Genomic DNA, 25,657 nt, shown 5'->3' on the forward strand with positions numbered 1-25,657 from the left:
AGAACGAAGCCCCGGTTCCCACGGCGCCTTCACATCCGCGACTCACGTAGAGTGGCGCTGACTGGGAGGAGCTAGGCGTGGCGAGAACCGAGAACGACACCTGGGAGATCACCGAGAGTGTGGGTGCGACGGCGCTCGGCGTGGCCGCGTCCCGCGCGGCGGAAACCGAGAGCGAGAACCCGCTCATCCGTGATCCGTTCGCGCGGGTTTTCCTCGACGCCGCCGGCGACGGAGTGTGGAACTGGCACCTCGCTCCTGAGCTGCCCGCGGAGGTCGTCGAAGCCGAACCCGATTTGCCCCTGCACATGCGGTCGATGGTCGACTATATGGCTTGCCGCACCGCGTTTTTCGACGCCTTCTTCGTCGACGCCACGCGCGCGGGCATCCGTCAGGCGGTGATCTTGGCGGCCGGCCTGGACGCGCGCTCGTGGCGGTTGCCGTGGCCCGACGGCACCACGGTCTTCGAGCTCGACCAGCCCAGGGTCTTGGAGTTCAAGTCCTCGACATTGCGGAACCACGGCGCCGAGCCGACGTGCAACCGGGTCGAGGTTCCCGTGGACCTGCGTCAGGACTGGCCAGAGGCATTGCGGCAGGCCGGTTTTGACGCCTCGGCACCAAGCGCATGGTCAGCTGAGGGACTGCTGCCGTATCTGCCAGCAGCGGCCCAAGACCTGCTGTTCGAACGGGTGCAGAGCCTGACCGTAACCGGTAGCCGGATCGCTGTCGAGGCGCTGGGGCCGAACTTCATGGCCCCCGAGACCCGCGCAACGCGGCGTGCGCGGATGGACCGGGTGCGGGCGTTGATGGCCAAGGCCGACCCGCAGCGCGAGGTGCCCCGCACCGATGAGCTGTGGTACTTCGAGGAACGCGAAGACGTCGGCGAGTGGTTGCGCCGCCACGGCTGGGACGTGACGGTCACGCCCTCACCGGAGCTGATGGCCGGCTACGGCCGCAAGCCCCCGAAAGAGGTCGAGGACGGCGTGCCGCAGAACCTGTTCGTCTCCGCCCAGCGCACACGGTAACGCGGCAGGCTCAGCGTCCCATACGGCATGGTCAAGGCTTGCCGGTGCGCTCCCGATGCTTGCACCCCGGCCAGCAGCACGGTCGGCGCATGCCTTCTTCCAGTTCCTCTTGGGTCCGGCGAATGCGGCGTTGTCGCGTCTTCTCCTGCTTGGCGTCCTCGACCCAGCAGATGAACTCGTTGCGGGCCAAGGGGGTGATGTCGTTCCAGGCGGCCAGTGCCGTGGAGTTGGCGATCAGCGCCTCGCGCAGGTCTGCGGGCAGCTTGTGCACGACCCCGCCGGAGACTTTATTGCTCACTGGGCCAGGGTAACTGGCTGATGTCCCCGTTACCGCTTGTACATGCGGGCCACGACCGGTACCGCCAAAGGAGCCGGTATGAATCGGGAGGATTCCAGGAACGCTCGCACGTGTGGCGCTCCCGGCACTACCGATGCGCGACCACGCTCGGCGGCTTTCAGCGCATCGGCGACGACCCGTTCGGGGGGAACCTGCGCGAATGACGGCATCCGGCTGACCAAGAAATCGGCGTCGTTGGCCGCCTGAAACTCCGTCGGCACCGGCCCGGGGCAGACGGCGGTGACCGTCACACCGCTGTCAGCGACTTCGGCATGCACCGCCTCCGACAACCACAGCACATACGCTTTGGCGGCGGCATAGCCGGCGTTGTACGGGGCCGGCTGGAATCCCGTCACCGATGACAGGTTGATGATCGCGCCGCGACCCCGATCGACCATGCCGGGCAGGTAGCGCAGCATCAGGTCCACCACCGCCTCGACGTCGACGCGCAGCATCTGCAGTTCTTTGTCGCGGCCTTCGGCACCGAACTTGGTGTAGATACCAAGGCCGGCATTGTTGACGAGGATGTCGACTTGAGCGCCCAGCTCGTCGATTCGTTCGGCCAGCCGGTCGCGGTCTTGCGGGACAGCCAGATCGGTACCGACCGCGACGGCGTGCTGGTCGCCGCCGAGTTCGGCACACAACTTCTGCAGCCGGTCTTCCCGGCGGGCAGTGACGACGACGCGGTAACCGCGGGCCACGAGTTGACGGGCGAATTCTTCGCCGATGCCTGACGATGCGCCGGTGACCACGGCGACCGACCCGGCCGATGGCGACGGAAGTGTCATTTGGTGAGCGTAGGCAGGGCTTGGCGCTTTATCAATGGGCTGGCGATCGGATGGTGCTTGTTAGTAAACGGCACATCGGCAAGCACACGCCCTTAATCACCAACATCATTGGGCGAATTCGTGCGGTTGACAAAGGCGACGTCTGAAGATGATTCGCTTGCCCACCTCATGGATATCATCAGCACTATCGCCGATCAACCTAGGAGAAGTAATTACCTATGAACGTCATCCGTGCCGAACTCGCTCCCGAGTTCCGGGGCGAGGACGTGGTGTTGTTGGCCATGGACAGCGCCGGGGTTAGTACTTTGCTAACCGTGTTGACCCAGGCAGTAGAACACGGCGCGTCGCGACTAGAGCTCGCTTGTGTCATGGTGCGGTTCCATGCGCAGAGTTTACGACTCCTACCCAGCAGACACATCCGTGCGGAGCAGTGCAGAAACCGTCGGCTCGGTCAGGCAGAAGCGTGCAACCGCCGGGCCAATCCGCTTGCCCGCACTGCCCGCCGCCCGATCGCAGTCCGCACCGCGGCGTCGGACCCGACAACTCGCACCTTTCGCTTGGCGCGAGTCACCGCGGTATAGAACAATTCCCGGGTCAACAGCGGCGAATCCTCCTGCGGCAGAAGCACAGTCACTTCAGCAGCTTGGCTGCCCTGGGATTTGTGGATCGTCAACGCGTGCATGGTCTCGACGTCGCTGAGTCGGCTGCTCGCAAAGTCGAGCGGCCCCGTGGCGCCCGCGATCACCGCCCTCAACCCGTCCGATCCGGCGACAACCACGCCGGTGTCGCCGTTGTAGACCCGCAACCCGTAGTCGTTCGCCGTCACGATCAGGGGCCGCCCCGCATACCACTCCGACCACGGCGGCTGACCCGTCTCGTGGGAAAGCCACTTCTCGACCTGCCTGTTCCAGTGCTGCACGCCGTATGGACCCTGCCGGTGCGCACACAACAGCCGATGTTCGCCCAGCGTCGCCAGCGCCTCGTCGGCGGCTCCTAACAGCGCCGCCTCGCGCACCCGAAGTGCATGTGCCACCACGACACAACGCAAACGTTCGCTCGGGTCATCGTCCTCGATGAACTCGATGTGGTCGTCGCCCGACCGCAACAACGCCACTGCACCATCGGCGTCACCGACCCGGATGGCATCGGCCAAGGAGCCGATCGACTTGCCGAACCGGTGCACGGTCCTCAGCTCCGCCACCCGTACGTCATCACGGGCTGACAGCCCGTCCACCAAATCGGCCAGGACCGCACCGGCTTCCACCGAGGCCAGCTGATCGGCATCGCCGACCAGGATCAGTCGCGCCTCGGGGCGCACCGCCTCCAGCAGCCGCGCCATGAGCGTCAGCGACACCATCGACGTCTCGTCGACCACAATCACGTCGTGCGGCAACCGGTTTCCGCGATGGTGCCGAAATCTCGACGACGATCCCGGCCGCATGTGCAACAGCCGGTGCACTGTCATTGCCTGCAGCTCACCCAGCCGCGTCTGATCGGCGGAGTCGAGCTCGGCCACCTCGACCGCCACCGCCTCTTGCAGTCGCGCCGCCGCTTTGCCCGTCGGCGCCGCCAACGCAATTCGCGGCCGCGACGACCCCGCGAGCTCCGTCTGCTCCGCCAGCAGTGCCAGCAGCCGCGCGACCGTGGTGGTCTTGCCTGTGCCCGGGCCACCGGTCAATACGGTCACGGATTGTGACAACGCGATTTCCGCTGCCTGCCGCTGTTCTTCGTACCCGGGCGGGAAAAGTCGCTCGAAGGCGGGCACTTCGACTGTCTGCTTGGACTCCAGCAACGCCAGCAGGTCGTCGCACACCTGCTCTTCTTCGCGCCAGTACTGGTCCAGGTACAGCAGCCTGTCGTCGTAGAGATGCAGCACCGGCGGGTCGCTGAGTAGCTTGCTTGCCCGCACTGCCGCCAGCCACTCCGCTGCGTCCGGCCACGAGACGCCGTCAATGTCGATCGCGGCGGCGAGCGTCGACAAATCGAGGCACACCGAGCCGCCCCGCAGCGCCCGCACCAGCAGCGCGACCGCCAAGGCCACCCGCTCGTCGGGTTCGCCGCCCAGCTCGCAGAGCCGCTGCGCCACGTGCACATCCGAAAACTCGAGAACACCCGCCTGGCTGAACGTGCGCAGCACACCGGTTGCGCTGATGGCGACTTCGGTCTCGACGACGCTCATGCGGCGCGCCTCCCGGCGTCGAGAAGATCGGAGAGCGCCACCACAAGCTCGGCCGGCGGCCGCCAGCTGAACACTCCGGTCGGATGGCCGTCGAGCACTGGCGTATCGGCACCGCACATGCCGCGCACGAACAGATACAGCACCCCGCCGAGATGCGCGGCCGGGTCGTACCCGGACTGTCGCCAGCGCAGAAACCGGTGCAGCACAACTACATACAACAGCGCCTGCAGCGGATAGTCCGAGTGCAACATCGCCTCGGCGAGCCGTGTGTGGCTGTAATCGGCTGCGGTGTCGCCCAGGTGGTTGGTTTTGTAGTCAACCACCAAATAGCGCGGGTCGGGGAGCCGCAACACCACGTCGATGGAGCCGGCTAGGTATCCGCGCAACGACTGGGCGCCCAACGCTGGCGAGGTCAGCCGCTCGGCGTACGGGGCCAGCGGATCATCGAGGGGTAGGTGTCGCCGCAGCAGCTCACCCACATCGGACACCGACACGTCCGGCACCGCGCCGCGCAGATCACCGCCAGCCAATGGAATCTCGAAGTCCAACTCGCGCAGCCGGTTTCGCGGCTCGATCTGTCGCAGGGTCAGCCCGCCTGCCAACTGCCCCAGCGGCGTGTCGTGCATCGGGACCAGTGCGGCGGCCAGCTCAGCGGCGGAAACCTCAACCGGCCACCACGCCAAGTGTCGTCGAACCTGATCCTCGAGTGCGGCGGCCAGGTCGGGCGCCGCGGGATCGGTGGTCTCGAGCACAGCGTGCACGAGTGACCCGAACGTCGCGCCGGACGGCATCCCGGCCAGCGGCGAGGCGATATCGGCACCGTCGCCTAAAGCGGTGACGACCACGCCTTCTACTTCGTCGTCGCGGATCCCCACTTCTGGCTCGTTCGCTACACCGAGGGGCTCCGCGTCGCGAACCAGCGCCGAATACGAGGTCCGCCGCCAGCTGGTGTCGATTGCACGGTGGAAGTGTCGCACTGCGAAATTCTCAGTCGCAGCAGATAATTCCGGGGCAGCACAGGAGACGATGACCGATTCCTCCACCGACGGCCCGCCCGCGACTTCCCACTGTGTGAACACCGCCCACGCTTCGTCGTCGGTAATGGCCGACTCGCACCTGTCGCGTACTTCGGCCTGGCCCTTGCGGCGATCGCGGAACAAACGCGACAGCCCGCCGTTGCGCTCGTCCCAGGACGGCGCCCACCACGCCACCACCTGCGACTGCGCCCGCGTTAGCGCGACGTAGGTGACCCGGATGTTGTTGCGCGCCTCTTCCAGCCGGTTCAGCTGCTCGACACGGCTACGATCAGGGCCGTTCTTGCCGCCGATGAACAGGCACCGCGTCTCGTCCTCCTCGTGATAGAGCAGGATGTCGTCCTTACGGACATTGCGGTTGAACGCGAACGGCAAATACACAATCGGAAACTGCAGACCCTTCGCCACGAATACGGTCATGATCTGCACCGAGGCGGCATCGCTGTCCAGGCGGCGGTTGTGTTCGCTGACTCGGGTTCGGTTGTCGCACTGGCGGCGTAGCCAATCTCGCAGCGCCGGAAGGCTGTACCGTTCCCGATGCGCGGTCTCGTGCAGCAGTTGCGCGATGTGCGCCAAGTCGGTCATGTGCCGCTCGCCGCCCAGCTGGCTCAGCACACGCCGGCCCATGCCGGCCAGCTGCGCGGCCTCGAACACTGCCGCCACCCCGCGCTGGCGGGCATGGTTGGCCCACTCTCGAAGCGTGCCCGCCACCCGATCGGTAAGCGCGTCACCCTCGGCTGCAAGGCTTTCCGCCGTCTCGCCGAAGAACATCGTGCACGCGGCGGCGCGCACAACCCCGCTGCGGTGCGGTGCGTCGAATGCCTCCAGCAGGCACAGCCAGTCTTTGGCGGCCTGGGATTCGAACACGTCGGTGTCGCCGGTGTAGATCGCTGGGATGCCGGCATCGGCCAGGGCGTCTCGGCAGGCGCGGGCATCGTCGTGCCGCTCGACAATCACCGCGATGTCCCCGGCCTTGACCCGACGGCCGTCATAGGTGGCGTCGCTGGCCAGCAGAGCCGCGATGTCGCCGGCCAGATCGGCGGGAATGTGGCGGCGCAGCGTGTCGATCGGGATGGTGTCCGTGTCGTCATAGCCGAGCGTCGGACGTTTGACAACGCGCAGCCGAAACGGCGCATTGTGCGGTGCGCCGGCCAGCCGGTGCCCGTGGTGGCGGGCGTCGACGTCGTGCACGACGACCTCGGGGTGGCCCAGCGCCGCACCCTCCAGCACGGTCTGCAAGCTGTCGACGAGCGGCTTGTCGCTGCGCCAGTTGACCCCCAAGGTGTATTGGGCGTCGGCGGTGCGCGCCGCTTTGAGGTAGGTATGGATGTCGCCGCCGCGGAATCCGTAGATGGCCTGCTTGGGATCGCCGATCAGGATCAGCGTCGTGTGTCCGCTGAACGCGCACTGGAGCACTCTCCATTGGATCGGGTCGGTGTCCTGGAACTCGTCGACCAGCACGATCCGCCACCGCTGGCGCATCCGGTCGCGGGCTGGAGAGTCCTCTGCTTCAAGCGCTTTCGCGAGCCGGGTCAGCAGGTCGTCGTAGCTGAGGATGCGCAGCCGCTGTTTGCGGTGCTCGAGTTCGGCTTTCACGTCGTCGGCGAATCGCAACCGGATTCGGGCCGTGGTGGCCTCGTCGGGATCGCGAGGACGGAGTTGCGAGCACGGGTCGTTCACCACAGCGCGAGCCAACTCGAGCGCCTGCCTATACGTAAGTACCGGATCGTCCTCCTGCCGCCCGAACTGCGCCAGGTACAGGTCGTCGACGATCTCGGTGACCAGGTCATCGAGGCTTTCCTGCAACGTGGCGTCGGTGCCGCTATCGGCCGCCACACCAAGCGATTTCAGCACCCGGCCGCAAAACTCGTGGGTGGTCGCGATAGTAGCGGCGTCGAAGTTGGCCAGCGCGTCACGCAGCCGGCGCTGCCTAACCCAGCGTTCCTCGTCGGTGCCGCTCACGAGATGGCGCACCAGGTCGCTGTCCGGCGGCACCCGACCGTCCAACGCGGCCAGCGCCTCGACGATCTGGCTGCGGACCCGTTCGCGTAGCTCGCGGCTGGCGTTGCGGTTGAACGTGATCAGCAGCATCTCGTCGAGCGTGGTGCGGGTCTCGGCGAGGTAGCGGGTGACCAGCCCGGCCAACGCGAATGTTTTGCCGGTGCCGGCGCTGGCCTCCAGCACCGTGGTGGAACCGTTTTTCGGCAGTGGGCCCAACAAGTCGAAGCGATCCATCAGCTGTGCCCCTTCGTCGCCTCGATTAGGGGCGACCACAGCCGCGCGGCGAGCGCCCCCAGCCGGGTATCCTCTCCGGGCATTTCCTCGCCCGGGTGTGGCGGGCCCAACAACACATCGAGTTTGGCTTTACGGCCGAAGGCGATCTGGTTGGCGGGCTCTTCGTTCTCGCCGCTGTAACTGTTCGACGACGTCCACCGGTAGCCGGCGGCTCGTCGTGGATCGGTGCCCGAGTCGCGCGCCTTGGCCCACGCGAATGATGTCCTGATAGGCAGTGGCATCGGTTCCCGGCGACCAGCGTCATGGAGAGATATCAAGTCGCGCAGAATGTCGAGGGCGTTATGGGGCGCCCACAGTGTCTGGGTTTTGATACGGTCGGCGTCCTCGTCGCGTCGTCCGATGCACAGCGCGGTCCAACAGCGGCTGGGGTCATGCGCTGCCAGCGCCAGCAGCTGGATCCAACATTGGAGTAGGTGCTTGCCGCCCAGCTTCGAGTAAGTCACCTCCACGATGCGATCGCCGAAAACTGTTGTGACAGTCCCGGTAAGTTGCCGACCAGCGCCTACGTCGACGGCGACGTCCTGAGCGCGCGGCTCCTCCTGCCTTTCGCATCGCGCGGCTCGGGCGAGGTTGGCAGCGCGATCGCGAATCTGCTTGGCTTTGCGCCAGCCCAGTCGCTCCGGCGGCAAAGTGCCGCGCCGCCACTCGAACTGGGCCGCGGTGTCCGCGTCCATGCCGCGCAGCATGTCGTGCAGCATCCGGTCGCCGACCGTCCATTCCTCCAGCGGGTCGACTTCGACCGGCATCGCGTCTTTGACCGTGTCGACGTCCCACGGCAGCGTGTAATCCAACGCGCGGAAGAATCCCTTGACCGGGTCTTTGAAGAACTCCATGAGATCGGCAAGCATCACGTCGTCGCCAGGCGGCGCCGGCAGCGGCTCAGTGATGAACGGCTTTGATGCACAACGTTTCCCGGTAGCAGCTGCGGCTGCGGTGAGCGCAGTGGGGTCGAATGTGAACGGCCTGCCCGGTACCAGCGCCCCCGGTGCGACGTTGCGGCGGTCAAACGGCTGCAGGGGATGCCTGATCAGGATCTGGTCGCGCACCGGCTGCGACGTGGTCTGGTCAAGCGTGTCGAGCAACTCGGCCAGCGGCACTGCGGGTGGTCGCTCGTGACCGGAGTGCTCGTCGGCGCCGGTGTAGGTGATCACTAGCGTCTCGGTGGCCGCGCAGATCGCGTCGAGCAGCAACTGCCGGTCCTCCGAACGGATGTCGCGCTCACCGGTCATCGGACAGCGGGCCAGCACGTCGTCGCCGTCCGGGGCGTTGATCCGCGGGAACACGCCGTCGTCGAGTCCGACCAGGCAGACCACCCGGTGCGGCACCGAGCGCATCGGCACCATGGTGCACACCGTCAGCGTCCCGGTGCGGAAGTTCGCCCGCGTCGGCCGTCCCGCCAAATGGCCGCTCAGCAGTGCGCGGATGTCGGGCAGCCGCAACAGCGTCGACGCGCGAGAACCGGCCTGCGCCAACACATCGGCGAATTCGCGCTGCAGCTGGGCCTGCTGCCATGCGTCGTCGCTGCGGGTCAGCATCTCGACACCCTGGCTCAGGGCATCCAGCCACTCCGTCAACGGCTTTGCGCCGCTGAGTCGTTCGACGACACGTTGCAGACGATCGACATATTCGGCCAGCCGTCCGGACAGGCCTACCTTGTCGCTGCCGACGTCGTCGAGCGGCAGCGCGGTGCCCAGCCAGGCCTGCGAGTCGTCGGACATCGCCACCCCGGTCAGGATGCGGTCGAGCCCGAAGCGCCAGGTGTTGTGCACGATGCGGTCGAGTCCGTACGGCTGGCGGTGTCGTGGGTCGAATCCCCAGCGGATGTTGGATTGGCGCACCCAGTCGGTGATCTGGTCGAGGTCGTCGTCGCTGAACCGGAACCGGGCGCGCACCGGCGGCATCTGGGCGAGGTCGAGCACCTGGCTGGCGGTGGCGCGGGTCCCGGCGATGCCGAGCAGTTCGGCGGCGACCGCGAGCAGCGGGTTGGTCCGGGTCAGCGCCCGGTCGGCCAGCCTGACCCGTAAGCGGTGTGCCGGGTGGCTCTCCCCGGCAATGTCACCCAGCCCGAAGCCGGCGACGATCAGCGGCGCATAGGTTTCGATGTCCGGGCACATCACGACGATGTCGCGCGGCTCCAGCGTCGGGTCGTCGTCCAGCAGGCCGAGCAGCACCTCGCGCAGCACGTCGATCTGCCGCGCCGGACCATGACAGGCATGCACCTGCACTGAGCGGTCCTGCTCAGCCAAGGTGCGACCCTCCGATCGCACCGCGTTGGCGGCGATATCCGACTGCAGCCAAGCCAGCAACGTATCGGACCGCGTTGTGGCGCTTATGAATTCGTCGGACGCGACATCAGCCGGCAGCGCCCGCTGCAGCTCACGCAGATCACGGCCCAGGGTTTCCAAAAGGGGGTGCCTTGCAACGCTCCGGCTGGCGTCCTCGACACGCGATACCCCGCCGTGCAGACGGGCCAGCGCCTGCCACAGGTCGTCGCTGGGATGCGGCAGCCACAGGTGCAGCTGGTGATGGGTGGCCAGCGCCTCGAGCAACTCCACCTCGGTGCACGCCAGCCGGGTGTGGCCGAACAGCGACAGCCGCTCCGGCAGCTCCGCCGGGCCTTCGCGCAGCCGGGCCACGGTTTTCTGGTGCCGGATATGCGGCGGATCGGCCGGCACCCGTGCCACCAGCGCCCGCCACAATTCCGGCTGCCAGGCCAGGTCCGCGTCCACACCGTCCACGCGGCCCTCTAGCCAGTCGACCAGCAGCTGCGGACGCTGGCGGGCATACAACGCGAACAACCCGGCCAGCCGTCGCGCCACCGAATACCGCCGGCCCCGCCGCAACTCGGCTTCAGTGTCGGTGTCGAAGTGCCCCAAGTGTTTCGCCAGTGTTCGGCACCACGGCTCGTCCAACGAGCAGTCGACGACCTCCAGCAACGGCCACGTCATCGCCTCCGGTGACCACGGGTCGTCGTCAACGGTGCCGGTGACCTGCGCAATCAGTGAGCCCGGGCTGCGAAAAGCCACACCGGCGCATACTCCGTCGTCGCCGCGACCGCGGCCCAGGACGTGGGACAACCGCTGGCTGAGCCATCGCTCCACGCCGCGGGCAGGGACCAACAACAGCTCTTCGGCGAACGGGTCGGACAGCGGGGTCGCCAGCAACGCACCGAGCCTGTCGGCCAGTAGATCGGTGCGCTCGGCACGGTGGAGATGAAGCGCCATAGCGGTGCCACGATAGACCGCCGCACCGACACCGACGGCTGGTTCGCGGTGATGTCAGTGCCGTGTGCGACAGTGAGGCGAAAGATGGTCGAGAGGGGAGGACTATGACCAGCCAGACAGCGTCGCCACGGCTGACGCAGAAGTTCGTCGAGGCTATGCAATACGCGGCGGAGAAGCACGCCACCCAGACCCGCAAGGGCAGCGCCACCCCGTATCTGGGCCATCTGTTGTCGGTGGCAGGGTTGGTCATCGAAGCCGACGGCACCGAGACGCAGGCCATCGCTGCCTTGCTGCACGACGCCGTGGAAGACCAGGGTGGCGAAGCGACACTGGCCGAGATTCGGGGGAAGTTCGGCCCCGACGTCGCGTTGATCGTCTCTGAATGCAGCGACACTTTCGAAACACCCAAGCCGCCCTGGCGGGAGCGCAAGGAAAACTACCTCCGCTGCCTGCGCGAGGCGTCGGACGAGGCCATTCTGGTGTCACTCGCCGACAAACTGCACAACGCCCGCGCGATTCTGCGTGACTTCCGCGACCTGGGTGACGAGCTGTGGCAACGGTTCAATGTTCACGACCCGCAACAGCACCTGTGGTACTACCGGTCGCTGCTGGAGGTGTACAGCGACCGCATCGACAACTGGATGGTCGACGAGCTTCGCGACGTGATCGATGCGCTGGAAGAAGAGCTCAGCAAAGCGGCTTAGCGCCGCCTACCCGCTGCGGCACCCGTTGGGGGTGCCGCGAGTCGAAAAGCCGCGCGCGGAAGGTCGTTTCCGCCTCGCCGGCGGTCGCCGCGTTGGTTATGCCGAGTTCGGTGACCCTTCAGGCGCGGTGGTGCTGTGGTTCCACGGCACGCTGGGCGCTCGACGCCAGTTCCCGCTACATGGTCGGCGTGCCGCCGAGAGGCTCGGCCTGCGAGTCGTCGTCGTCGAGCGACCGGGCTCCGGGCTGTCCGATCCGCACCGCTACACCGCCGTGGCCGACTGCGTCACCGACATAGTCGAGCTGGCCGACGCGCTCGAGGCCGAGCGACTGGGCGTCGTGGGCCTATCGGGCGGAGGTCCCTTCGCGCTGGCCTGCGGCGCGCTGCCCCCGATGGTCGCCCGCGTGGGCACCGTAGCCGTGCTCGACGGCATCGTCCCGACCGTGGGCGCAGATGCCACGGCCGGCGGGATCACCGACCTTGCCCGCCGCTTCTCCCCGGCGCTGTCGCGGCTGCGCCGGCCGTTGGCGGCGCTGAGCACCGGGCTGCTGGCACCCCTTATTCCGGTCGCGCATTACGCCTACCGGGCCTATGCCAGCGTTTGGCCCGAAAACGACCGACAGGTGCTCGCCGACCCCGAAATCGAGGCGATATTCGTCGACGACATGCTCAACGTCTTCCATGGTCGCTGCCAGGCCGTGGTCGACGACGCCCGCCTGTTCGGTCTGGACTGGGGTTTCCGGTTGGCCGACGTGAAAGTGCCGGTGCGGTGGTGGCATGGTGACGCCGACACTCTGGTGCCCCTAGCCGGCGTCCAGGCGGCGGTGTCACGCCTGCAGGACGCCGAGCTCATCTTGCGTGCAGGTGAAAGCCACCTCGGCGGTTTCGCCAAGATCGACGAGGTTCTCGAATACATGCGCTCGTTTCTTTGAGCCGCAACGTAATCGCGCTTCACGCGCCTGTCGATGGCGTCAACGTCGTCGGCTCGGAGAATCCCGGCTGATCGAGGTCAGCCGTGACCTTCTCCCACGGCGCCGGTATCGGGAAATAACGTTCGAGGAACCGCGTGACCCGTTGGGTGCGCTCCGCCGCTGAGACTTCCGGGAAGCTGCCGTCATTGAGGCAGAAGAAGTCATAGCCCCGCTTCTTCCGCAGTGCCGCAAGCAGATTGAGACCTTCGCGGGTGGTGGTGTCCACGTAGAGCACCCTGGCTTTTTCTTGCTGGACGGCGCGTCCGGTCATGAGCGCGTAGTAGTGGTAGAAGGAGTTCGTGACCGAGATATCAGTCGCCGAACGAAATGCGCTTGCCTGCGTGCGGGCGAATTCTTCTGGGAATTCCCGTTCCATCTCGCTCAGCACACTCTTGCGCAACGGAACAGCAGTGTGCTCGAGATGGCGGGTGATGAGCTGTCCGAACCGGTCGAACAGCAACTGCCGGTTCACCCTGGCGGCGTTCTCGAAACCGCTGCGCGTGGGATCGTTGGCGCCGAGCCCGATTCGGGTTTTGGCCTCGATGAATCTCGTGACGCCGCCCGGTGAGAAGAACATGCTGGCTTTGACCGGCCGACCGAAAAACATGTCGTCGTTGGAGTACAGGAAGTGTTCGGCCAGCTCCGGAATGTGGTGAAGTCGGCTTTCCACCGCATGGGAGTTGTAGGTGGGTAACGCGGCCGGATCCGAAAAGTGTTCCTCCGCACGAACGATCGTGATCTTGGGATGCTCGGCCAACCATGCCGGCACCATCGAGTCGGTTGCTATGAAGATCCGCCGCACCCACGGCGCGAACATGTTCACCGACCTAAGGGCGTACTTCAACTCATCGATCTGGCGAAAGCGAGCTTCGGCCTCGTCACCTTCACCGACCACATGCTGCGACATCTGGGCCGCCCGGCGTGCCCGGAACTCCGGATCGCCACCGTCGACCCACGAGAACACCATGTCGATGTCGAACGTCACGTCACTCGTATGCGGGACGAACATTCCCGCGATCGTCGGCCACTTATACCCGTAAAGCTTTACGGTTGCCGGTGCCAATTCTTCGCGCGGCAGCACCGCACGGGTCAGCGAGTTCTCCACCGGAGCGCGGACCGCGGTCTTCTCGAATTCCCAGAATTGCAGCTCCACACCGAATCTGGGGCCGTACCGGAAACCGCCTGGCGCGATCCGCCGCCGATACAACCGCACGATGCGCGGATCAGACGATGTGGATAGCCCGTCCTCGGCCACCAAGACGGGCGAAAGCCCAGGCGCATCAACGGTTTTAGCGTACATCGGCTCTGCGGCGCATGCGGTAATCAACTCGCGCTCGACCGCTGGACGCAGCTCGATGGCGATCGCGAGGACCGGGCGGTTTTTGTGGTCGCGGATCAGCAAGAACGGAATGTCGCCCTTTGTGAGAACTTTCCGCAGAAAGACAAGGTCCTCGATTTGCGCCTCATGCGGGGTCAGGCTCGACTCCAGCCGAGCGATCTTTCCGCGTTTGGTGACAATGAGCGGCTTGTCGACGCGCCGGTTGGACCGAACCCCGTCGCGCGAGGCGTTCTTGGTCATCGCAACGCCGCCTCCGTTGCGGATAAAGTCGGCAAATAGCCACCCGAAAGGTACGCCGGTAAATTCTATTGCCGGCAGCGGTTTTCAACGTTTTCGGATCGGTGAACTTTAGTCGTCCGGAAACTTTCGGTCAGGCGCTGCAAACCATGCGCCAAACCCCGAACGGCCCGACGGTCGGGAATACACCGGCCCGCGGTCGCAGTTGCCGGTCGATGGTGGTGGCACCATGGTCGACGACCAACCTAACTCGCGATCGAGGCACTCGAACACGAGGCAGAACGGAGAAGGACGAAATGGAGACCTGGGATGCGATCTGTGCCCGGCGCAATGTACGCCAGTACCGGCCGGAGCCGGTTTCCGAAGCCGACCTGAACCGCATCGCCGAGGCCGGATGGCGGGCACCGTCGGCGAAAAACCGCCAGGCATGGGACTTCGTGATCGTCACCGACCGCGGGCAGCTGCAGGATTTGTCCACCGTGTGGCAGGGCGCCGGTCATATCGCCTCGGCTGCGGCCGCGATCGCGTTGGTCATCCCGGAACCGCCCAGCGAACGCCGCAAGGTCACCGACCAGTACGACATCGGTCAGGCGACGATGGCGATGATGCTCGCGGCCACGGACCTCGGGATCGGCACGGGGCATTCCTCGGTGGGAGACCAGGAACGAGCACGCCAGATTCTGGGTGTGCCCGACGACTATCTGGTGGCGTACCTGCTCGGTATCGGATATCCCGCCGATCGCCCGCTCACCCCGATCCGCAAACCGAAGCGGCGGCCGTTCGAAGAGGTCGTCCACCACGGACATTGGTGACCTCATGGCCTCGAGCGCAGCCGCCGCGCGCAAAGGCGAGTACGGAATCGACGGGGCATTCCACACCCTGTCCGCCCCCGTGCAGGGCGTCGGTATCGCGGTCGAATCCGCCGGCCTGCTGCTGTGGGCCGGCGTCAGTCTTGCCCGCGGTAGACGGGCAGTCGCTGCGCTGGCCGGGGCGTCTGGTGTCACGATGATCGCGAACACTGCGCTGTACCTGCACGCGACCCGGGTGGGCAAGTTCGCGGTGTGGGACGAGATCCTCGACCAGCTGCGCCTCCGCGGCGATGAAACGCTGCTCGATCTGGGGTGCGGACGCGGCGCGGTGCTGCTGGCCGCGGCCAAGCGGCTGCCGTGCGGACATGCGATCGGCATCGACCTGTGGCGCGCCGACCAGACCGACAACTCGCCGACGGCCACGATGATCAATGCGGAGCTGGAGAACGTCGCCGACCGCGTCGAGGTGCGCACCGCCGACATGACCGCGCTGCCGTTCGCCGACGAAAGCTTCGACGTGGTCGTGAGTAGCCTTGCCATCCATAACATTTCGAGCCGCGACGGCCGCCGTCTTGCTCTGATGGAGGCGGTCCGGGTGCTGCGTCCGGGCGGCCGGCTGGCTATTGCGGACCTATGGGAAACCCGCCAGCATGCCCGGCAGTTGCGCGAACTCGGGTGGGGCGACGTGCAGCGGCGCAACCTCGGATGGCGCATGTGGTACGGCGGACCGTGGGCGGCGACACGGTTGGTGACGGCGACCAAGCCGGCGTGAGCCGCCGACGGTGCCATGCTGGGTCCATGACCAGAAATGAGATCACCGAACAGATCGTGGTCGCCCGCTTGGAAAAAGGCCTGTCCTGGCAGGAGCTGGCCGACGCCATCGGCAGGCCGGTCGTGTGGACCACGTCGGCGCTGCTGGGCCAGCATCCGATTCCGGTCGAGCTGGCCAAGGTGCTCGTCGAAATGCTGGGCCTCGACGAGTCGGTGGTGCCGGTGCTGGCGGCCGCGCCGATGCGCGGCGGGCTGCCCACGACGGTACCGACCGACCCGACCATCTACCGCTTCTACGAAGCCCTGCAGGTGTACGGGCTGGCGATAAAGGAATTGATCCACGAGCAGTTCGGCGACGGGATCATGAGCGCCATCAACTTCAGCGTCGACCTGCAGAAGAAGCCACATCCGTCAGGTGATCGTGTCGTGGTGACGTTCGACGGGAAATTCTTGCCCTACGAATGGGTATCCGCCAAACGTTGATGCACGGCACTCGGGAAGGCAGCCATGGCAAACGATCGGTCGAGGGGCCAGCAGCCAAAAGAGGTCGACCTCGTCCTCTCCGGCGGCGGGGTCAAATTCATCGGACTGGTAGGAGCCGTCGTCGCCCTCATGGACGCCGGATATTCGGTCCAGCGGGTGTCCGGGGTGTCGGCCGGCTCGGTGGTCGGGGCGATCTTGGCGGCCGCGTCCAAGGGCGACCAGCTGACCAGCGAGGAGGTCAAGGAGCTTGCGCTGTCGGTGCCGCTGCGCAAATGGCGCGACGCCGGGCCCGTTCCGATCGTCGGTCCGGCGTGGGGGATGCTGTCGGGCAGCGGCCTTTACCGGGGCGACTTCGCCTACAACTGGATTCGCGGCGAGCTGAAGAACCTCGGCGTCACCACGTTCGGCGACCTGGCTTTCGATGACGAATACATACTCAAGGAGCGCCGCTACAAGCTGGCGGTCACCGTCGCCGACCTGACCACAAGCCAGCTGGTCCGGCTGCCGTGGGATTACCAGCGTGTGTACGGGCTGGACCCCGACGAGCAGCTGGTGGCCGATGCGGTTCGCGCCTCGATGGCCATTCCGTTCTTCTACCAACCGGTCAAATTGACCAGCGCCGAGGGCCGAACCTCCACCCTGGTGGACGGTGGCATGCTGTCGAACTTTCCGATCGATTCCTTCGACCGGCCCGACCGCAAACGGCCGCGCTGGCCGACCATCGGAATCACCGTGATCCCGACGCTGACCGGTGGCATTCACAAGGTGGTCCCGGCGTTGCGCCCGCTGCGTCTACTGGGGCCGCCGTCACTGTTGGAAAGCCTGATCACCACCTTGCTGGTCGGTCACGACCAGGCGTACCTCAACCTGCCCTGGGTCCGCGCTCGTGCAATCGAGGTACCGACATCGGATGTCGGAATTTTCGACTTCAATGTCTCCCGGGCCAGCCTTGAAGCGCTGTACGACAACGGCTATGAGGCAGGACAGCGGTTTCTGTCGACATGGAACTGGCCTGCGTACCTCGACCGCTTCCGCTCACCTGGCGACCGCTCCAGTGTTGCCGCTGAGGTGAAGTGACGCAGTGACGCGCGGGTGCCACACTTGCCCGCGGGAGGAGGCGAGGGCTTAGTTGGTCAGCACTTGCGGCGACAGCTCTTTGAGCATCGCGTTGGCCCAGCGCATTTGACGCAGCGTTTCTGGGTGGCAGCGCTTGGTCAGGCTCAACAGTTCCTCGTCCTTGGTGGCCTGGGCGACTTGACCCAGTAGTTCCCAATCCACCGACACCGCTGCGGCCAGCTTGTGGATGCGCCGCAGGTCGGCGACCAGCAGCAGACCCGGTTCGGGGCGGTGGCGCAGCATGCCGCTGGTGCGGGTCTGCAGAAACCCGGTGGCCGCGCCGGTCCGCGGGCGCGCCGTCAGCCGCAGACCGTAGTGGTGGCCATGCTCGGCCAGTTCGCGCACGTGCTCCTGCGACCAGCCGGCCAAGTCGCGCGCCAGGTGATAGATCTCCTGGTCGCTGTGGTGCCGTGTGGCCACCACGTTGAGCTCGTGAGCCAGTTTGCGTTCGGAGCGATGCAGCTCGCGAAGCGCCAGTTTGATTTTCATGACTGACCTCCGGTTGCCGTGAGTTCAGCCGCCGTGGCCGCTGGTCCTCCCGCCGTGCTGGGCACGTGGCCGTTGACCGGAGCGGATGCGGTGGTGGTCGGCGCGCGGTCGACGACGCCGTTGCCGCGGCGGAAGCGGCGCCGGCGGCGCAGTTGTGCGGCGGCCGTCTTGAAGATCGGTTGCTTGGACGCCGGATCCCAGTCGGTGAGCGTGAGTTCGTTACCGGCGCGATGATGGCCTCGGTCGCCGTCGGTGTCCCAGTAGCCGTAGTGGAACGGCAGGAACAGCACGCCGTCGCGGATGCCGCAGATCCGGGCCGCGCACGTGACGCTGCCCCGCGGCGTGCTCACCTCGACCGCGTCGCCTTCGGCGATTCCGAGACGATCGGCGTCGCGCTCGGAGACCTCCACCCACACTTCGGGCGCGGCGTCTTGAAGTTGCGGTGCCCGAGCCGTTTTGGTGCGGGTGTGGAAGTGATACAGGGTGCGCCCGGTGACCAGAGCGAACGGGTAATCGGAACTGGGCACCTCGTGCGGCGGCAGGTATTGGGCCGCCTTGATGATCGCCTTGCCGTAGGGGTTCATGGCCCGGTATTCATCGGGCTCCATCGGCGCTCCGGTCACCAGGTCTCGGGTGAACGTTTCGCAGTAATCGGGGTGCGCCCAGAATTTGCCGTCGGTGTACAGCCGTTCGGTGCCATCGGGATGCTCTGCGTTGCAAGGCCATTGGATTCCGCTGCTGCCGCGCAGCTTCTCATAGCTCAGGCCGGTGTAGTCGCAGGGGCGGCCTTCGCTGCACTTCTTCCACGCCTCGAACGCCGACTCCGGATCGGTCCACGCCGGCAGCGGCTGGCCGTCCTTGTCGCGGAAGTCCATCCGTCGGGCGTAGTCGAGGAAGATGTCGAGATCGCTACGCGCCGAACCCGGTGGCTCGACGGCTTTTTCGGACAGGTGCACCGTGCGGTCGGCGTTGGTGAAGGCGCCGGTCTTCTCGGCCCACGCCGCAGCGGGCAGCACCACGTCGGCCAGCTCCGCGGTCTCCGTCATGAAAATGTCCTGCACCACCAAGAACAGCCGCTCCTGGGACAGGATGTCGCGGATCCGCGCCAGCTCCGGCAATGACACCGCGGGATTGGTTCCGGTCACCCACAGCATCTGCAGCGTGCCTTCTTCGGCGAAGCGGAACATCTGCATGGCGTGCGTCGGCGGTCCATAATGCGGAATCTGGTGCGGCTCAACGTTCCACACCCGCGCCAAATCGGTGACGTGGTCGTCGTTGGCCCAGTTGCGAAAGCCGGGCAGGTCCCCGTCGGCGCCGCATTCCCGGGTGTTCTCCGCGGTGGGCTGTCCGTTCATCTGCAGCACACCGCAGCCGGGCTTGCCGAGCATGCCCCGGATCAGGTGGATGTTGTTGACCTGCACGCTGGCCGCGGTGGCTTGGTGCGACTGGTAAAAGCCTTGCAGCACAGTCGACAACAACCGCTCGGCGGTGCCGATCACCTGCGCTGCACGTCGGATGTCGTCGGCGTCGACACCGCAGATCTCGGCGGCTCGCTCCGGCGGGTACTCGTCGACTCGTTTGCGCAGCTCCTCGAAACCGATTGTATGCGTGTCGATGTAGTCGTGGTCGACCCAGTCGTGGGCGATGATCTCGTGCAAGATTCCGTTCATCAGCGCCACATTGGTTCCTGGCAGCGGCGCCAAATGCACGGTGGCCTGCCGGGCTACCGGGGTAAGCCGCGGATCGACGCACACGATCGCGGGCGGCTGATCGCCGGCCAGCCGGTCCAGCATGCGTGCCCACAGCACCGTCTGGGTTTCGGCGACGTTGTGGCCGAACAGCGCGATCACGTCGGCGTGGTCGACATCGGTGTAGGACCCGGGCTGGCCGTCGCAGGCGAACGACTCTTTGAGCGCCGCAGCAGCCGTTGCCGTGCACAGCCGGGTGTTGCCGTCGAGGTGGTTGGTGCCGATCGCGCCGCGGGCGATGACGGTCTGGGTGTAGTACTCCTCCAGGAACAGCTGCCCGGTGGTGTAGAAACCGATCGCGCTGGGGCCATGGCTGGCAAGCAGTTCCCGGCTGCGCGCCACGATCCGGTCCATGGCCGTGTCCCAGTCGGCCGGCTGCAACTTCCCTTTGATGCGGACCAGCGGGGTGGTGAGCCGATCAGCGGATGCGTTGGCCTGCCAGCCGAAGAGATCTTTGGGGTCCAGTCGCCCGTGGTTGACCCGGTCGTTACCGCGACCGCGGACTCCGGCGATCCGTCCGTCTTTGACCGCGATGTCCAATCCGTCGCCGTTGGAGTGCAACACGGCCGCCGACTGCACCCACCGGTCCACAGCCTCCGGAGTGATCCCGTCGGCGAGGTAGCAGTCGATCCGCTGCGGCCACGTTGTGCCCGGTGCGTAAGGGGTGCGCGAGCCCCAGGGTTCCGCGATCCGGTCTATTGCCCCCACGCGGGGATGCGTACCCCTACCTGGGCATTCGAAACCTTGGGCGGTTTACCGCCCGAACTCGGCTGCCATTCCGTCGATCCCGGCCCGAATGCCTTGCAGCGCCTCGGCGCGTGTCCGCAACTTGCTCGCGGCGTGGGCCCGCTGGCTAAGTGTCGCAAATTCGCGGGCGGCTTCCTCGGCGCGGGAGCGCACCACGTCGGGCAGCACGATTTCGTCGAGCCAGCCGGCCGCGATCGCGGTCTCCCCGAAGAACGTCTTGGCCAGGCCGACCGCCTGCTGATACGCCGACGGCGTCAGCCGAAGCTTCATGATCTCCAGCGCCGGGTACGGAATCGTCATCCCGATCGCGACTTCGTTGGCCTGAATGTTGTACGCCGGCGCGGCGATTCGATGGTCTCCGCTGGACAGCAGGAATGCGCCCATCGCGATCGCGTGCCCGGTACACGCCATCACCACCGGCTTGGGGTACGACAACAGCCGGTGGGCCAGCTCGAAGCCGCCCTTGAGCATGTCGAGAGCCGGCTCCACCTGCCCGGAGGTCAAGATCTTCAGGTCGAATCCGCCGCTGAAAACCCGATCATTGCCCGAGATCACAACAGCGCCAGCGTCGTCGCGGTCGGCGTTGTCGAGCGCTTCATTGAGGGCCTGCTGCATAGTCGGGCCCAGCGCGTTGACCTTGCCGTCGTCCATCTTGATGACCGCGATCGGGTCGTCGTAGTGATAGCTGACCATGCTGCTCATCTAGACCCGCTGGCCGTGGTGCTTGCCCAATTCCTGTTCCGCCTCGCCCCACCGCAGGCTGACATCGGTGGGCTCCTCGAGCTGTCGCGTGCGCCACCGATCCTGGGTCTCGCGCGCCGCGCGGTTGATGCGCTCGATCTCGCTGCGGAACACGTCGGGGCGGGTTTCCTTGCTCGCGTAGTGGAAGTAGGTCAGCAGTCCGCGCAGCAGCTCGAGCTTCTGCTTTTCCCGCTTGGCCAGGTCGTGGGTCGTCATCAACTCGATGCGCTGCACCGGCGGCAGGGCATCCCAGTCCAGCACCACATTGGTTTCCAGCGGTTGGCGCGGGCGGCGCCAAAACCGCCAGCCGCGCGGCTGCTCGGGGCGGTCGTAGTAGGTCACCGTGCCCGAAAAGCGGGACTCGATCGCGTCGCCCAGCTCGGCGCGGTCCAGCGCGGAGTCCCACACCATGCGCCATTCCTGGCCGGGCGCGAGCATCGGCAGTTCGCTGGGCAGTTGCAGCTCGACGACGTCGGCGTAGCCGTTGTGGGCGTTCTCGTACTCGGCGACGGTTGGGGGGTTGGTGAACGAAAACCGGATGTCGTAGGCCGCGGTCTTACCGAAGTTGCGCACCACGAGCTCGATCACATGCCAGTCGGCGGCATGCGGTTCCATGAACATGGCGATGTGCGGACGGGTCTGCTCCGCGGTCAACCGGTTGCGGCGCTGGATCAGGCGGTTGATGTCGACCAGCGCGACCACGCCGAGCAGCAATGCGGCCCACGCGGCCCACGCCAACCAGGTGCCCCAGCCCGCGTTGATGACGTCGTGCCAGCGGTCCTGGATCCATCCCGTCGAATCCACCCTCCGCTTATATCACAGCACCGGCTCATTCGCTGACGGGGAAGGAAAGGCTCTGGGGAGGCATTGCCGCAGGTAAATCCGGTGGGTTCAGCCGCCCATCAGCATTCGCCACTGCTCTAAATTCGAGGCGCGGTAGACGTAGTTGGAGCGTTTGACCTCCGACAGCGACGCACTCGGCTCGGCCGAATACCAATGGCCGGGAAACACGGTCGGATCGCCGGGAAGCTTGGCCAGTTGCTGCAGGCTGCGATACATCTCGTCGGAATCGCCGCCGGGAAAATCGGTGCGTCCGCAGCCTTCCAGGAACAACGTGTCGCCGGCGACCAGCCGGCCGTCGAGCAGGAAGCACTGACTGCCCGGCGTATGGCCGGGGGTGTGCAGCAGCTCGATCTCGATGTCGCCGATTTGCACCTTGTCGCCGTGGAAGTGCTCGGTCAGGTCGCTCATGCTGATCCCGGTGACACGCGAAACCCACAGCGCCTCATGGGTATTCACATGGACCGGCACGCTGGTGCGCTCCAGCAGCTCGGCCAGTCCCTTGAGTTGAAATCCCATCATGGTGCCGCCGACATGGTCGGGGTGGTGATGGGTGACCAGCACACCCGACAGGTGCATGCCGTCGGCCTCGAGCGCGTCGACCAGATCCCCGGCGGCGTAGGCCGGGTCGACTACCAGGCAGTCGCCGGTCTGTCGGTCGCCGATCAGGTAGGCGAAGTTGCGCATCTGCATCGCGAACATGTCACCGGGCGCGAAGTCGCGGCCGGAAAGCAATTGGCGGAAATAGAGCCGGTCGGTGTCTGGCACGTCTTCAAGATTAGGACTGGCCGGATGGTACGAGAAGTCGCCCCGGTTGTTTGCCACGAGGGCTGGTTGACTGCGGAATTACGTGGGTATCGTTTGAATATGGCGCTTCGGAAGTATGAGATCCAGATTGATGAGGACCTCCTCAACGAGGCAATACGCCGATATCACGTACACGGTCCCCGGGAAGCCGTCCACCTTGCATTGCGGACCCTCGTCCGCGGAACGGACGAGGAAGAGCTTTCGCTGGAAGAGGAAGACCCGTTCGGTCTTGGCGCGCTGCACCCGCAGCGATCCAGCGACACCTGACGACCTTCGCGAGTGGCTTCCTGCTGACTGGCCGACGTTGTCGCATCGGCGCCGGCTCATGGTTTGGCCGCGCTGCGGAGCAGGCTGTACCCTCTTTTAGGCCCGCAGCACGGTTAGGGCCCGCGCCCCCTTAGCTCAGTCGGCAGAGCGTTTCCATGGTAAGGAAAAGGTCAACGGTTCGATTCCGTTAGGGGGCTCGGCGGACGCCGAGCAGGCTGGCGGCCCAATAATGAAGGCAATGTGGCCCTGGGGCGATGTAGCTCAGTCGGTTAGAGCGAACGACTCATAATCGTTAGGTCGCCGGTTCGAGTCCGGCCATCGCTACAAGACAACAACGGACCTCCTGAAAGAGATACGACGTGGCCTCCAGCACTGACATCCGGCCGAAGATCACTTTGGCGTGCGAGGTGTGCAAGCACCGCAACTACATCACCAAGAAGAACCGGCGCAACGACCCCGACCGGATGGAGTTGAAGAAGTTCTGTCCGAACTGCGGAAAGCACCAGCCGCACCGCGAAACGCGGTAGCGCCAACCCTGAAACTGTCAGTACGCCTGAGCAGGTAGGTTCTAAAGCCGTGCCATTGACCGCAGACATCGTCGGGATGCATTTCCGCTACCCCGACCATTACGAGGTGGAGCGGGAAAAGATCCGCGAGTACGCAGCAGCCGTCAAACACGACGACCCAGCATTCTTCGAGGAAAAGGCTGCCGCTGAGCTCGGTTATGACGGGTTGCCCGCGCCGCTGACGTTCGTCTCGGTGTTCGGCTACCAAGCCCAATCGGCGTTCTTCGAGTACGCGAACATCGCCATACACGACGCCCAGATCGTCCAAGTTGACCAAATGGTGAAGTATGTGAAGCCGATCAAGGCGGGCGACAAGCTGCATTGTGATGTGTACGTCGATTCGGTGCGCAAGGCGCACGGCACCGACATCATCGTCACCAAGAACGTCTGCACCAACGACGCGGGGGAGATAGTGATGGAGACCTTCACGACCTTGGCGGGTCGTGCGGATGGAGAAGGAAAAGAGGGCTTTTCAGATGGCGCTGCGTGAGTTCAGCTCGGTGAAGGTGGGTGATCAGCTTCCAGAGAAGGTGTATCCGCTGACTCGCCAGGATCTCGTGAACTACGCCGGAGTCTCCGGCGACCTGAACCCGATCCACTGGGACGACGAAATCGCCAAGCACGTGGGTCTGGACACCGCGATCGCGCACGGCATGCTGACCATGGGCATTGGGGGCGGCTATGTCACGTCATGGGTCGGCGACCCGGGTGCGGTGACGGAATACAACGTGCGCTTCACTGCGGTGGTGCCCGTGCCCAACGACGGCAAGGGCGCTGAGCTCGTGTTCAACGGCCGGGTGAAGTCGGTCGACCCGGAGAGCAAGTCGGTGACGATCGCGTTGACGGCGACCACTGGCGGCAAGAAGATCTTCGGCCGGGCCATCGCCTCAGCAAAGTTGGCGTAGCCGTGAGCGCGATCAAAACCGACATCCGGGGGATGGTCTGGCGGTATCCGGACTATTTCGTCGTGGGCCGCGAGCAAATCCGTGCCTTCGCCAACTCGATCAAGTGCGACGACCCCGCCAGCTACGACGAGGACGCGGCCGCCGAACTCGGCTACGACAACATCGTCGCGCCGCTGACCTTCGCGACAATCTTCGCCAAACTCGTCCAGAACGACTTTTTCAGGCATGTCGACACCGGCTACGAAACCATGCAGATCGTGCAGGTCGACCAGAAGTTCGTCTACCACAAGCCGATCAAGGCCGGCGACAAGCTGTGGGCCCGGATGGACATCCATTCGGTGGACGAGCGGTTCGGCGCCGACATCGTCGTCACCAGAAACCTGTGCACCAACGACGACGGCGAACTGGTTCTGGAGGCTTACACCACGCTGATGGGCCAGCAGGGCGAGGGCTCCGCCATGATCAAGTGGGACAGGGAAACCGGGCAGGTCGTCCGGATTGCGTGATTAGTACCTGAGACCTGCTCCGATGTACACTCGCACCTCGGGGTTTGCCCATCACCAGCGCGCTGTCCGGTCCTAAGACGGGTGGCGCGCGCGCCATGCGCGCCGACGACGAGGCTTAAGCGATGCGATGCTGAGGAGTGGCGCTGATGTAGAGCCCCGCAGCAGCGCAGGTTGGCCGACCAACCGCGAAGGGGCGTAGCTCAACTGGCAGAGCAGCGGTCTCCAAAACCGCAGGTTGCAGGTTCAAGTCCTGTCGCCCCTGCTGGATCCGTGTCATGGTGGACACTGGAGGGTGACCATAGGGCAGACCGACGAGGCGAACAAAGGAGCAGGCGGTGAGCGACGAGCGCGTCGATGCCGACGCCGGCACCGACACTGAGGAAGGGCGCGGCGGCCGGACGGCCGTGGTGACGCGGCCGCAGCGGCCCACCGGCAAGCGGTCGCGGGTGCGCGCGGAAGCTTCCGAGGCTGTCGAGCTCGGCAAGGACGGTACCGACACCAAGGTCAAGACCGCCAAGAAGGCGGCCGGGCCGTCCCGCAACCCGTTCGCGTTCGTGTTCGCCTACCTCAAGCAGGTTGTTGCCGAGCTGCGCAAGGTGATCTGGCCGAACCGCAAGCAGATGATGACCTACACATCGGTGGTGCTGGCGTTTCTGGCGTTCATGGTGGCGCTGATCGGGTTGGCGGACTTTGGCCTGGCCAAGCTGGTTCTGCTGGTATTCGGCTAGGGCCG

Annotated in this window: 24 protein-coding genes and 3 tRNA genes; 16 read left to right on the plus strand and 11 right to left on the minus strand. The window is 65.6% G+C overall.

Translation table 11 applies throughout. The features are described from left to right. The first annotated feature begins 77 nt into the window (after positions 1-77). Positions 78-1,022 carry a class I SAM-dependent methyltransferase gene (locus tag G6N15_RS12160; protein ID WP_083088296.1) on the plus strand — a complete coding sequence of 315 codons (945 nt, stop codon included), beginning with the start codon at positions 78-80 and terminating at the stop codon, positions 1,020-1,022. Between the two features lie 31 nt (positions 1,023-1,053). On the opposite strand, the gene G6N15_RS12165 is transcribed toward G6N15_RS12160, so the two are convergent. The 5 genes from G6N15_RS12165 to recC all read right to left on the minus strand — a co-directional run bounded on the left by G6N15_RS12165 (position 1,054) and on the right by recC (position 10,879). Further along, positions 1,054-1,320, minus strand: a complete 267-nt coding sequence (locus tag G6N15_RS12165; protein WP_083088297.1) for a YdeI/OmpD-associated family protein — start codon at positions 1,318-1,320, stop codon at positions 1,054-1,056. A 29-nt stretch (positions 1,321-1,349) separates the two neighbouring features. Continuing rightward, complete coding sequence (locus G6N15_RS12170; protein ID WP_083088298.1) at positions 1,350-2,147, minus strand: SDR family NAD(P)-dependent oxidoreductase; 798 nt, start codon at positions 2,145-2,147, stop codon at positions 1,350-1,352. Positions 2,148-2,598: 451 nt separating this feature from the next. Next, the gene (recD, locus tag G6N15_RS12175) at positions 2,599-4,326 is read right to left on the minus strand and encodes an exodeoxyribonuclease V subunit alpha (protein WP_083088299.1); all 1,728 of its coding nucleotides are present in this window, start codon (positions 4,324-4,326) and stop codon (positions 2,599-2,601) included. Continuing rightward, a complete protein-coding gene (recB, locus tag G6N15_RS12180) occupies positions 4,323-7,595 on the minus strand; it encodes an exodeoxyribonuclease V subunit beta (protein ID WP_083088300.1) in 3,273 nt (1,090 codons plus the stop codon). The genes recD and recB overlap by 4 nt, the downstream gene beginning before the upstream one ends. After that, the gene (gene recC, locus G6N15_RS12185) at positions 7,595-10,879 is read right to left on the minus strand and encodes an exodeoxyribonuclease V subunit gamma (protein WP_083088301.1); all 3,285 of its coding nucleotides are present in this window, start codon (positions 10,877-10,879) and stop codon (positions 7,595-7,597) included. Before recC ends, recB begins: the two co-directional genes overlap by 1 nt. A gap of 104 nt (positions 10,880-10,983) precedes the next feature. Between recC and G6N15_RS12190 the strand changes: the two genes are divergently transcribed. Together G6N15_RS12190 and G6N15_RS12195 are read left to right on the plus strand one after the other, a co-directional pair. Continuing rightward, on the plus strand, positions 10,984-11,583 hold the full coding sequence (locus tag G6N15_RS12190) for an HD domain-containing protein (protein ID WP_083088302.1): 600 nt from the start codon (positions 10,984-10,986) through the stop codon (positions 11,581-11,583). Next, entirely contained in the window at positions 11,549-12,514 is a 966-nt protein-coding gene (locus G6N15_RS12195) for an alpha/beta fold hydrolase (protein ID WP_083088303.1), read from the plus strand. The genes G6N15_RS12190 and G6N15_RS12195 overlap by 35 nt, the downstream gene beginning before the upstream one ends. A 19-nt stretch (positions 12,515-12,533) precedes the next feature. Here G6N15_RS12195 and G6N15_RS12200 read toward each other — a convergent pair whose 3' ends face one another. Then, positions 12,534-14,132 (minus strand): stealth family protein, encoded by a 1,599-nt coding sequence (locus G6N15_RS12200; protein WP_083088304.1) that lies wholly within the window; start codon positions 14,130-14,132, stop codon positions 12,534-12,536. Positions 14,133-14,425: 293 nt separating this feature from the next. Between G6N15_RS12200 and G6N15_RS12205 the strand changes: the two genes are divergently transcribed. From G6N15_RS12205 to G6N15_RS12220, 4 genes are read left to right on the plus strand one after another with little or no spacing between them, the layout of a single operon-like run. Beyond that, positions 14,426-14,941, plus strand: coding sequence for a nitroreductase family protein (locus G6N15_RS12205; protein WP_083088305.1), 516 nt, complete (start codon positions 14,426-14,428; stop codon positions 14,939-14,941). Between the two features lie 4 nt (positions 14,942-14,945). After that, entirely contained in the window at positions 14,946-15,710 is a 765-nt protein-coding gene (locus G6N15_RS12210; protein WP_083088306.1) for a class I SAM-dependent methyltransferase, read from the plus strand. A gap of 26 nt (positions 15,711-15,736) precedes the next feature. Continuing rightward, positions 15,737-16,192 (plus strand): cyanase, encoded by a 456-nt coding sequence (gene cynS / locus G6N15_RS12215; RefSeq protein ID WP_083088307.1) that lies wholly within the window; start codon positions 15,737-15,739, stop codon positions 16,190-16,192. A 24-nt stretch (positions 16,193-16,216) separates the two neighbouring features. Further along, the gene (locus G6N15_RS12220) at positions 16,217-17,269 is read left to right on the plus strand and encodes a patatin-like phospholipase family protein (protein ID WP_083088308.1); all 1,053 of its coding nucleotides are present in this window, start codon (positions 16,217-16,219) and stop codon (positions 17,267-17,269) included. A 48-nt stretch (positions 17,270-17,317) separates the two neighbouring features. Here G6N15_RS12220 and G6N15_RS12225 read toward each other — a convergent pair whose 3' ends face one another. The 5 genes from G6N15_RS12225 to G6N15_RS12245 all read right to left on the minus strand — a co-directional run bounded on the left by G6N15_RS12225 (position 17,318) and on the right by G6N15_RS12245 (position 22,575). Then, the gene (locus G6N15_RS12225; RefSeq protein WP_083088309.1) at positions 17,318-17,797 is read right to left on the minus strand and encodes a hypothetical protein; all 480 of its coding nucleotides are present in this window, start codon (positions 17,795-17,797) and stop codon (positions 17,318-17,320) included. Then, entirely contained in the window at positions 17,794-20,253 is a 2,460-nt protein-coding gene (locus G6N15_RS12230; protein ID WP_083088310.1) for a molybdopterin oxidoreductase family protein, read from the minus strand. The genes G6N15_RS12225 and G6N15_RS12230 overlap by 4 nt, the downstream gene beginning before the upstream one ends. A 45-nt stretch (positions 20,254-20,298) precedes the next feature. Continuing rightward, a complete protein-coding gene (locus G6N15_RS12235; RefSeq protein ID WP_083088311.1) occupies positions 20,299-20,994 on the minus strand; it encodes a crotonase/enoyl-CoA hydratase family protein in 696 nt (231 codons plus the stop codon). Continuing rightward, positions 20,995-21,837, minus strand: coding sequence for a hypothetical protein (locus G6N15_RS12240; protein ID WP_083088312.1), 843 nt, complete (start codon positions 21,835-21,837; stop codon positions 20,995-20,997). Positions 21,838-21,924: 87 nt separating this feature from the next. Beyond that, positions 21,925-22,575, minus strand: a complete 651-nt coding sequence (locus G6N15_RS12245; protein WP_232070457.1) for an MBL fold metallo-hydrolase — start codon at positions 22,573-22,575, stop codon at positions 21,925-21,927. Positions 22,576-22,740: 165 nt separating this feature from the next. Here G6N15_RS12245 and G6N15_RS12250 point away from each other — a divergent pair, with 165 nt between their 5' ends. The 9 genes from G6N15_RS12250 (at position 22,741) to secE (ending at position 25,652) form a co-directional block, all read left to right on the plus strand. Further along, entirely contained in the window at positions 22,741-22,947 is a 207-nt protein-coding gene (locus G6N15_RS12250) for a type II toxin-antitoxin system VapB family antitoxin (RefSeq protein ID WP_083088313.1), read from the plus strand. 124 nt (positions 22,948-23,071) lie between these two features. Then, positions 23,072-23,144: transfer RNA gene (locus tag G6N15_RS12255), tRNA-Thr, on the plus strand. Positions 23,145-23,197: 53 nt separating this feature from the next. After that, positions 23,198-23,271: transfer RNA gene (locus tag G6N15_RS12260), tRNA-Met, on the plus strand. A 35-nt stretch (positions 23,272-23,306) separates the two neighbouring features. After that, positions 23,307-23,474, plus strand: a complete 168-nt coding sequence (gene rpmG / locus G6N15_RS12265) for a 50S ribosomal protein L33 (RefSeq protein ID WP_083088314.1) — start codon at positions 23,307-23,309, stop codon at positions 23,472-23,474. 49 nt (positions 23,475-23,523) lie between these two features. Further along, positions 23,524-24,003, plus strand: a complete 480-nt coding sequence (hadA, locus tag G6N15_RS12270; protein ID WP_083088315.1) for a (3R)-hydroxyacyl-ACP dehydratase subunit HadA — start codon at positions 23,524-23,526, stop codon at positions 24,001-24,003. Then, on the plus strand, positions 23,990-24,418 hold the full coding sequence (gene hadB / locus G6N15_RS12275) for a (3R)-hydroxyacyl-ACP dehydratase subunit HadB (RefSeq protein WP_083088316.1): 429 nt from the start codon (positions 23,990-23,992) through the stop codon (positions 24,416-24,418). Before hadA ends, hadB begins: the two co-directional genes overlap by 14 nt. A gap of 2 nt (positions 24,419-24,420) precedes the next feature. Then, the gene (gene hadC / locus G6N15_RS12280; protein WP_083088317.1) at positions 24,421-24,924 is read left to right on the plus strand and encodes a (3R)-hydroxyacyl-ACP dehydratase subunit HadC; all 504 of its coding nucleotides are present in this window, start codon (positions 24,421-24,423) and stop codon (positions 24,922-24,924) included. Positions 24,925-25,113: 189 nt separating this feature from the next. Further along, positions 25,114-25,186: transfer RNA gene (locus G6N15_RS12285), tRNA-Trp, on the plus strand. A 73-nt stretch (positions 25,187-25,259) separates the two neighbouring features. Further along, the gene (secE, locus tag G6N15_RS12290; RefSeq protein ID WP_083088318.1) at positions 25,260-25,652 is read left to right on the plus strand and encodes a preprotein translocase subunit SecE; all 393 of its coding nucleotides are present in this window, start codon (positions 25,260-25,262) and stop codon (positions 25,650-25,652) included. The last annotated feature ends 5 nt before the right edge of the window (positions 25,653-25,657 follow it).

Origin of the sequence: Mycobacterium noviomagense (assembly GCF_010731635.1) — a bacterium.
In the GTDB taxonomy this organism is placed as follows: Bacteria; Actinomycetota; Actinomycetes; order Mycobacteriales; family Mycobacteriaceae; genus Mycobacterium; species Mycobacterium noviomagense.

Bases quoted from the DNA above. Each gene is read 5' to 3' on its own strand.
- G6N15_RS12170 (WP_083088298.1), bottom strand. From the start codon at position 2,147: ATGACACTTCCGTCGCCATCGGCCGGGTCGGTCGCCGTGGTCACCGGC.
- recD (WP_083088299.1), bottom strand. From the start codon at position 4,326: ATGAGCGTCGTCGAGACCGAAGTCGCCATCAGCGCAACCGGTGTGCTG.
- recB (WP_083088300.1), bottom strand. From the start codon at position 7,595: ATGGATCGCTTCGACTTGTTGGGCCCACTGCCGAAAAACGGTTCCACC.
- recC (WP_083088301.1), bottom strand. From the start codon at position 10,879: ATGGCGCTTCATCTCCACCGTGCCGAGCGCACCGATCTACTGGCCGAC.
- G6N15_RS12190 (WP_083088302.1), top strand. From the start codon at position 10,984: ATGACCAGCCAGACAGCGTCGCCACGGCTGACGCAGAAGTTCGTCGAG.
- G6N15_RS12195 (WP_083088303.1), top strand. From the start codon at position 11,549: ATGCGCTGGAAGAAGAGCTCAGCAAAGCGGCTTAGCGCCGCCTACCCG.
- G6N15_RS12200 (WP_083088304.1), bottom strand. From the start codon at position 14,132: ATGACCAAGAACGCCTCGCGCGACGGGGTTCGGTCCAACCGGCGCGTC.
- G6N15_RS12205 (WP_083088305.1), top strand. From the start codon at position 14,426: ATGGAGACCTGGGATGCGATCTGTGCCCGGCGCAATGTACGCCAGTAC.
- G6N15_RS12210 (WP_083088306.1), top strand. From the start codon at position 14,946: ATGGCCTCGAGCGCAGCCGCCGCGCGCAAAGGCGAGTACGGAATCGAC.
- cynS (WP_083088307.1), top strand. From the start codon at position 15,737: ATGACCAGAAATGAGATCACCGAACAGATCGTGGTCGCCCGCTTGGAA.
- G6N15_RS12220 (WP_083088308.1), top strand. From the start codon at position 16,217: ATGGCAAACGATCGGTCGAGGGGCCAGCAGCCAAAAGAGGTCGACCTC.
- G6N15_RS12225 (WP_083088309.1), bottom strand. From the start codon at position 17,797: ATGAAAATCAAACTGGCGCTTCGCGAGCTGCATCGCTCCGAACGCAAA.
- G6N15_RS12235 (WP_083088311.1), bottom strand. From the start codon at position 20,994: ATGAGCAGCATGGTCAGCTATCACTACGACGACCCGATCGCGGTCATC.
- G6N15_RS12245 (WP_232070457.1), bottom strand. From the start codon at position 22,575: ATGTTCGCGATGCAGATGCGCAACTTCGCCTACCTGATCGGCGACCGA.
- G6N15_RS12250 (WP_083088313.1), top strand. From the start codon at position 22,741: ATGGCGCTTCGGAAGTATGAGATCCAGATTGATGAGGACCTCCTCAAC.
- hadB (WP_083088316.1), top strand. From the start codon at position 23,990: ATGGCGCTGCGTGAGTTCAGCTCGGTGAAGGTGGGTGATCAGCTTCCA.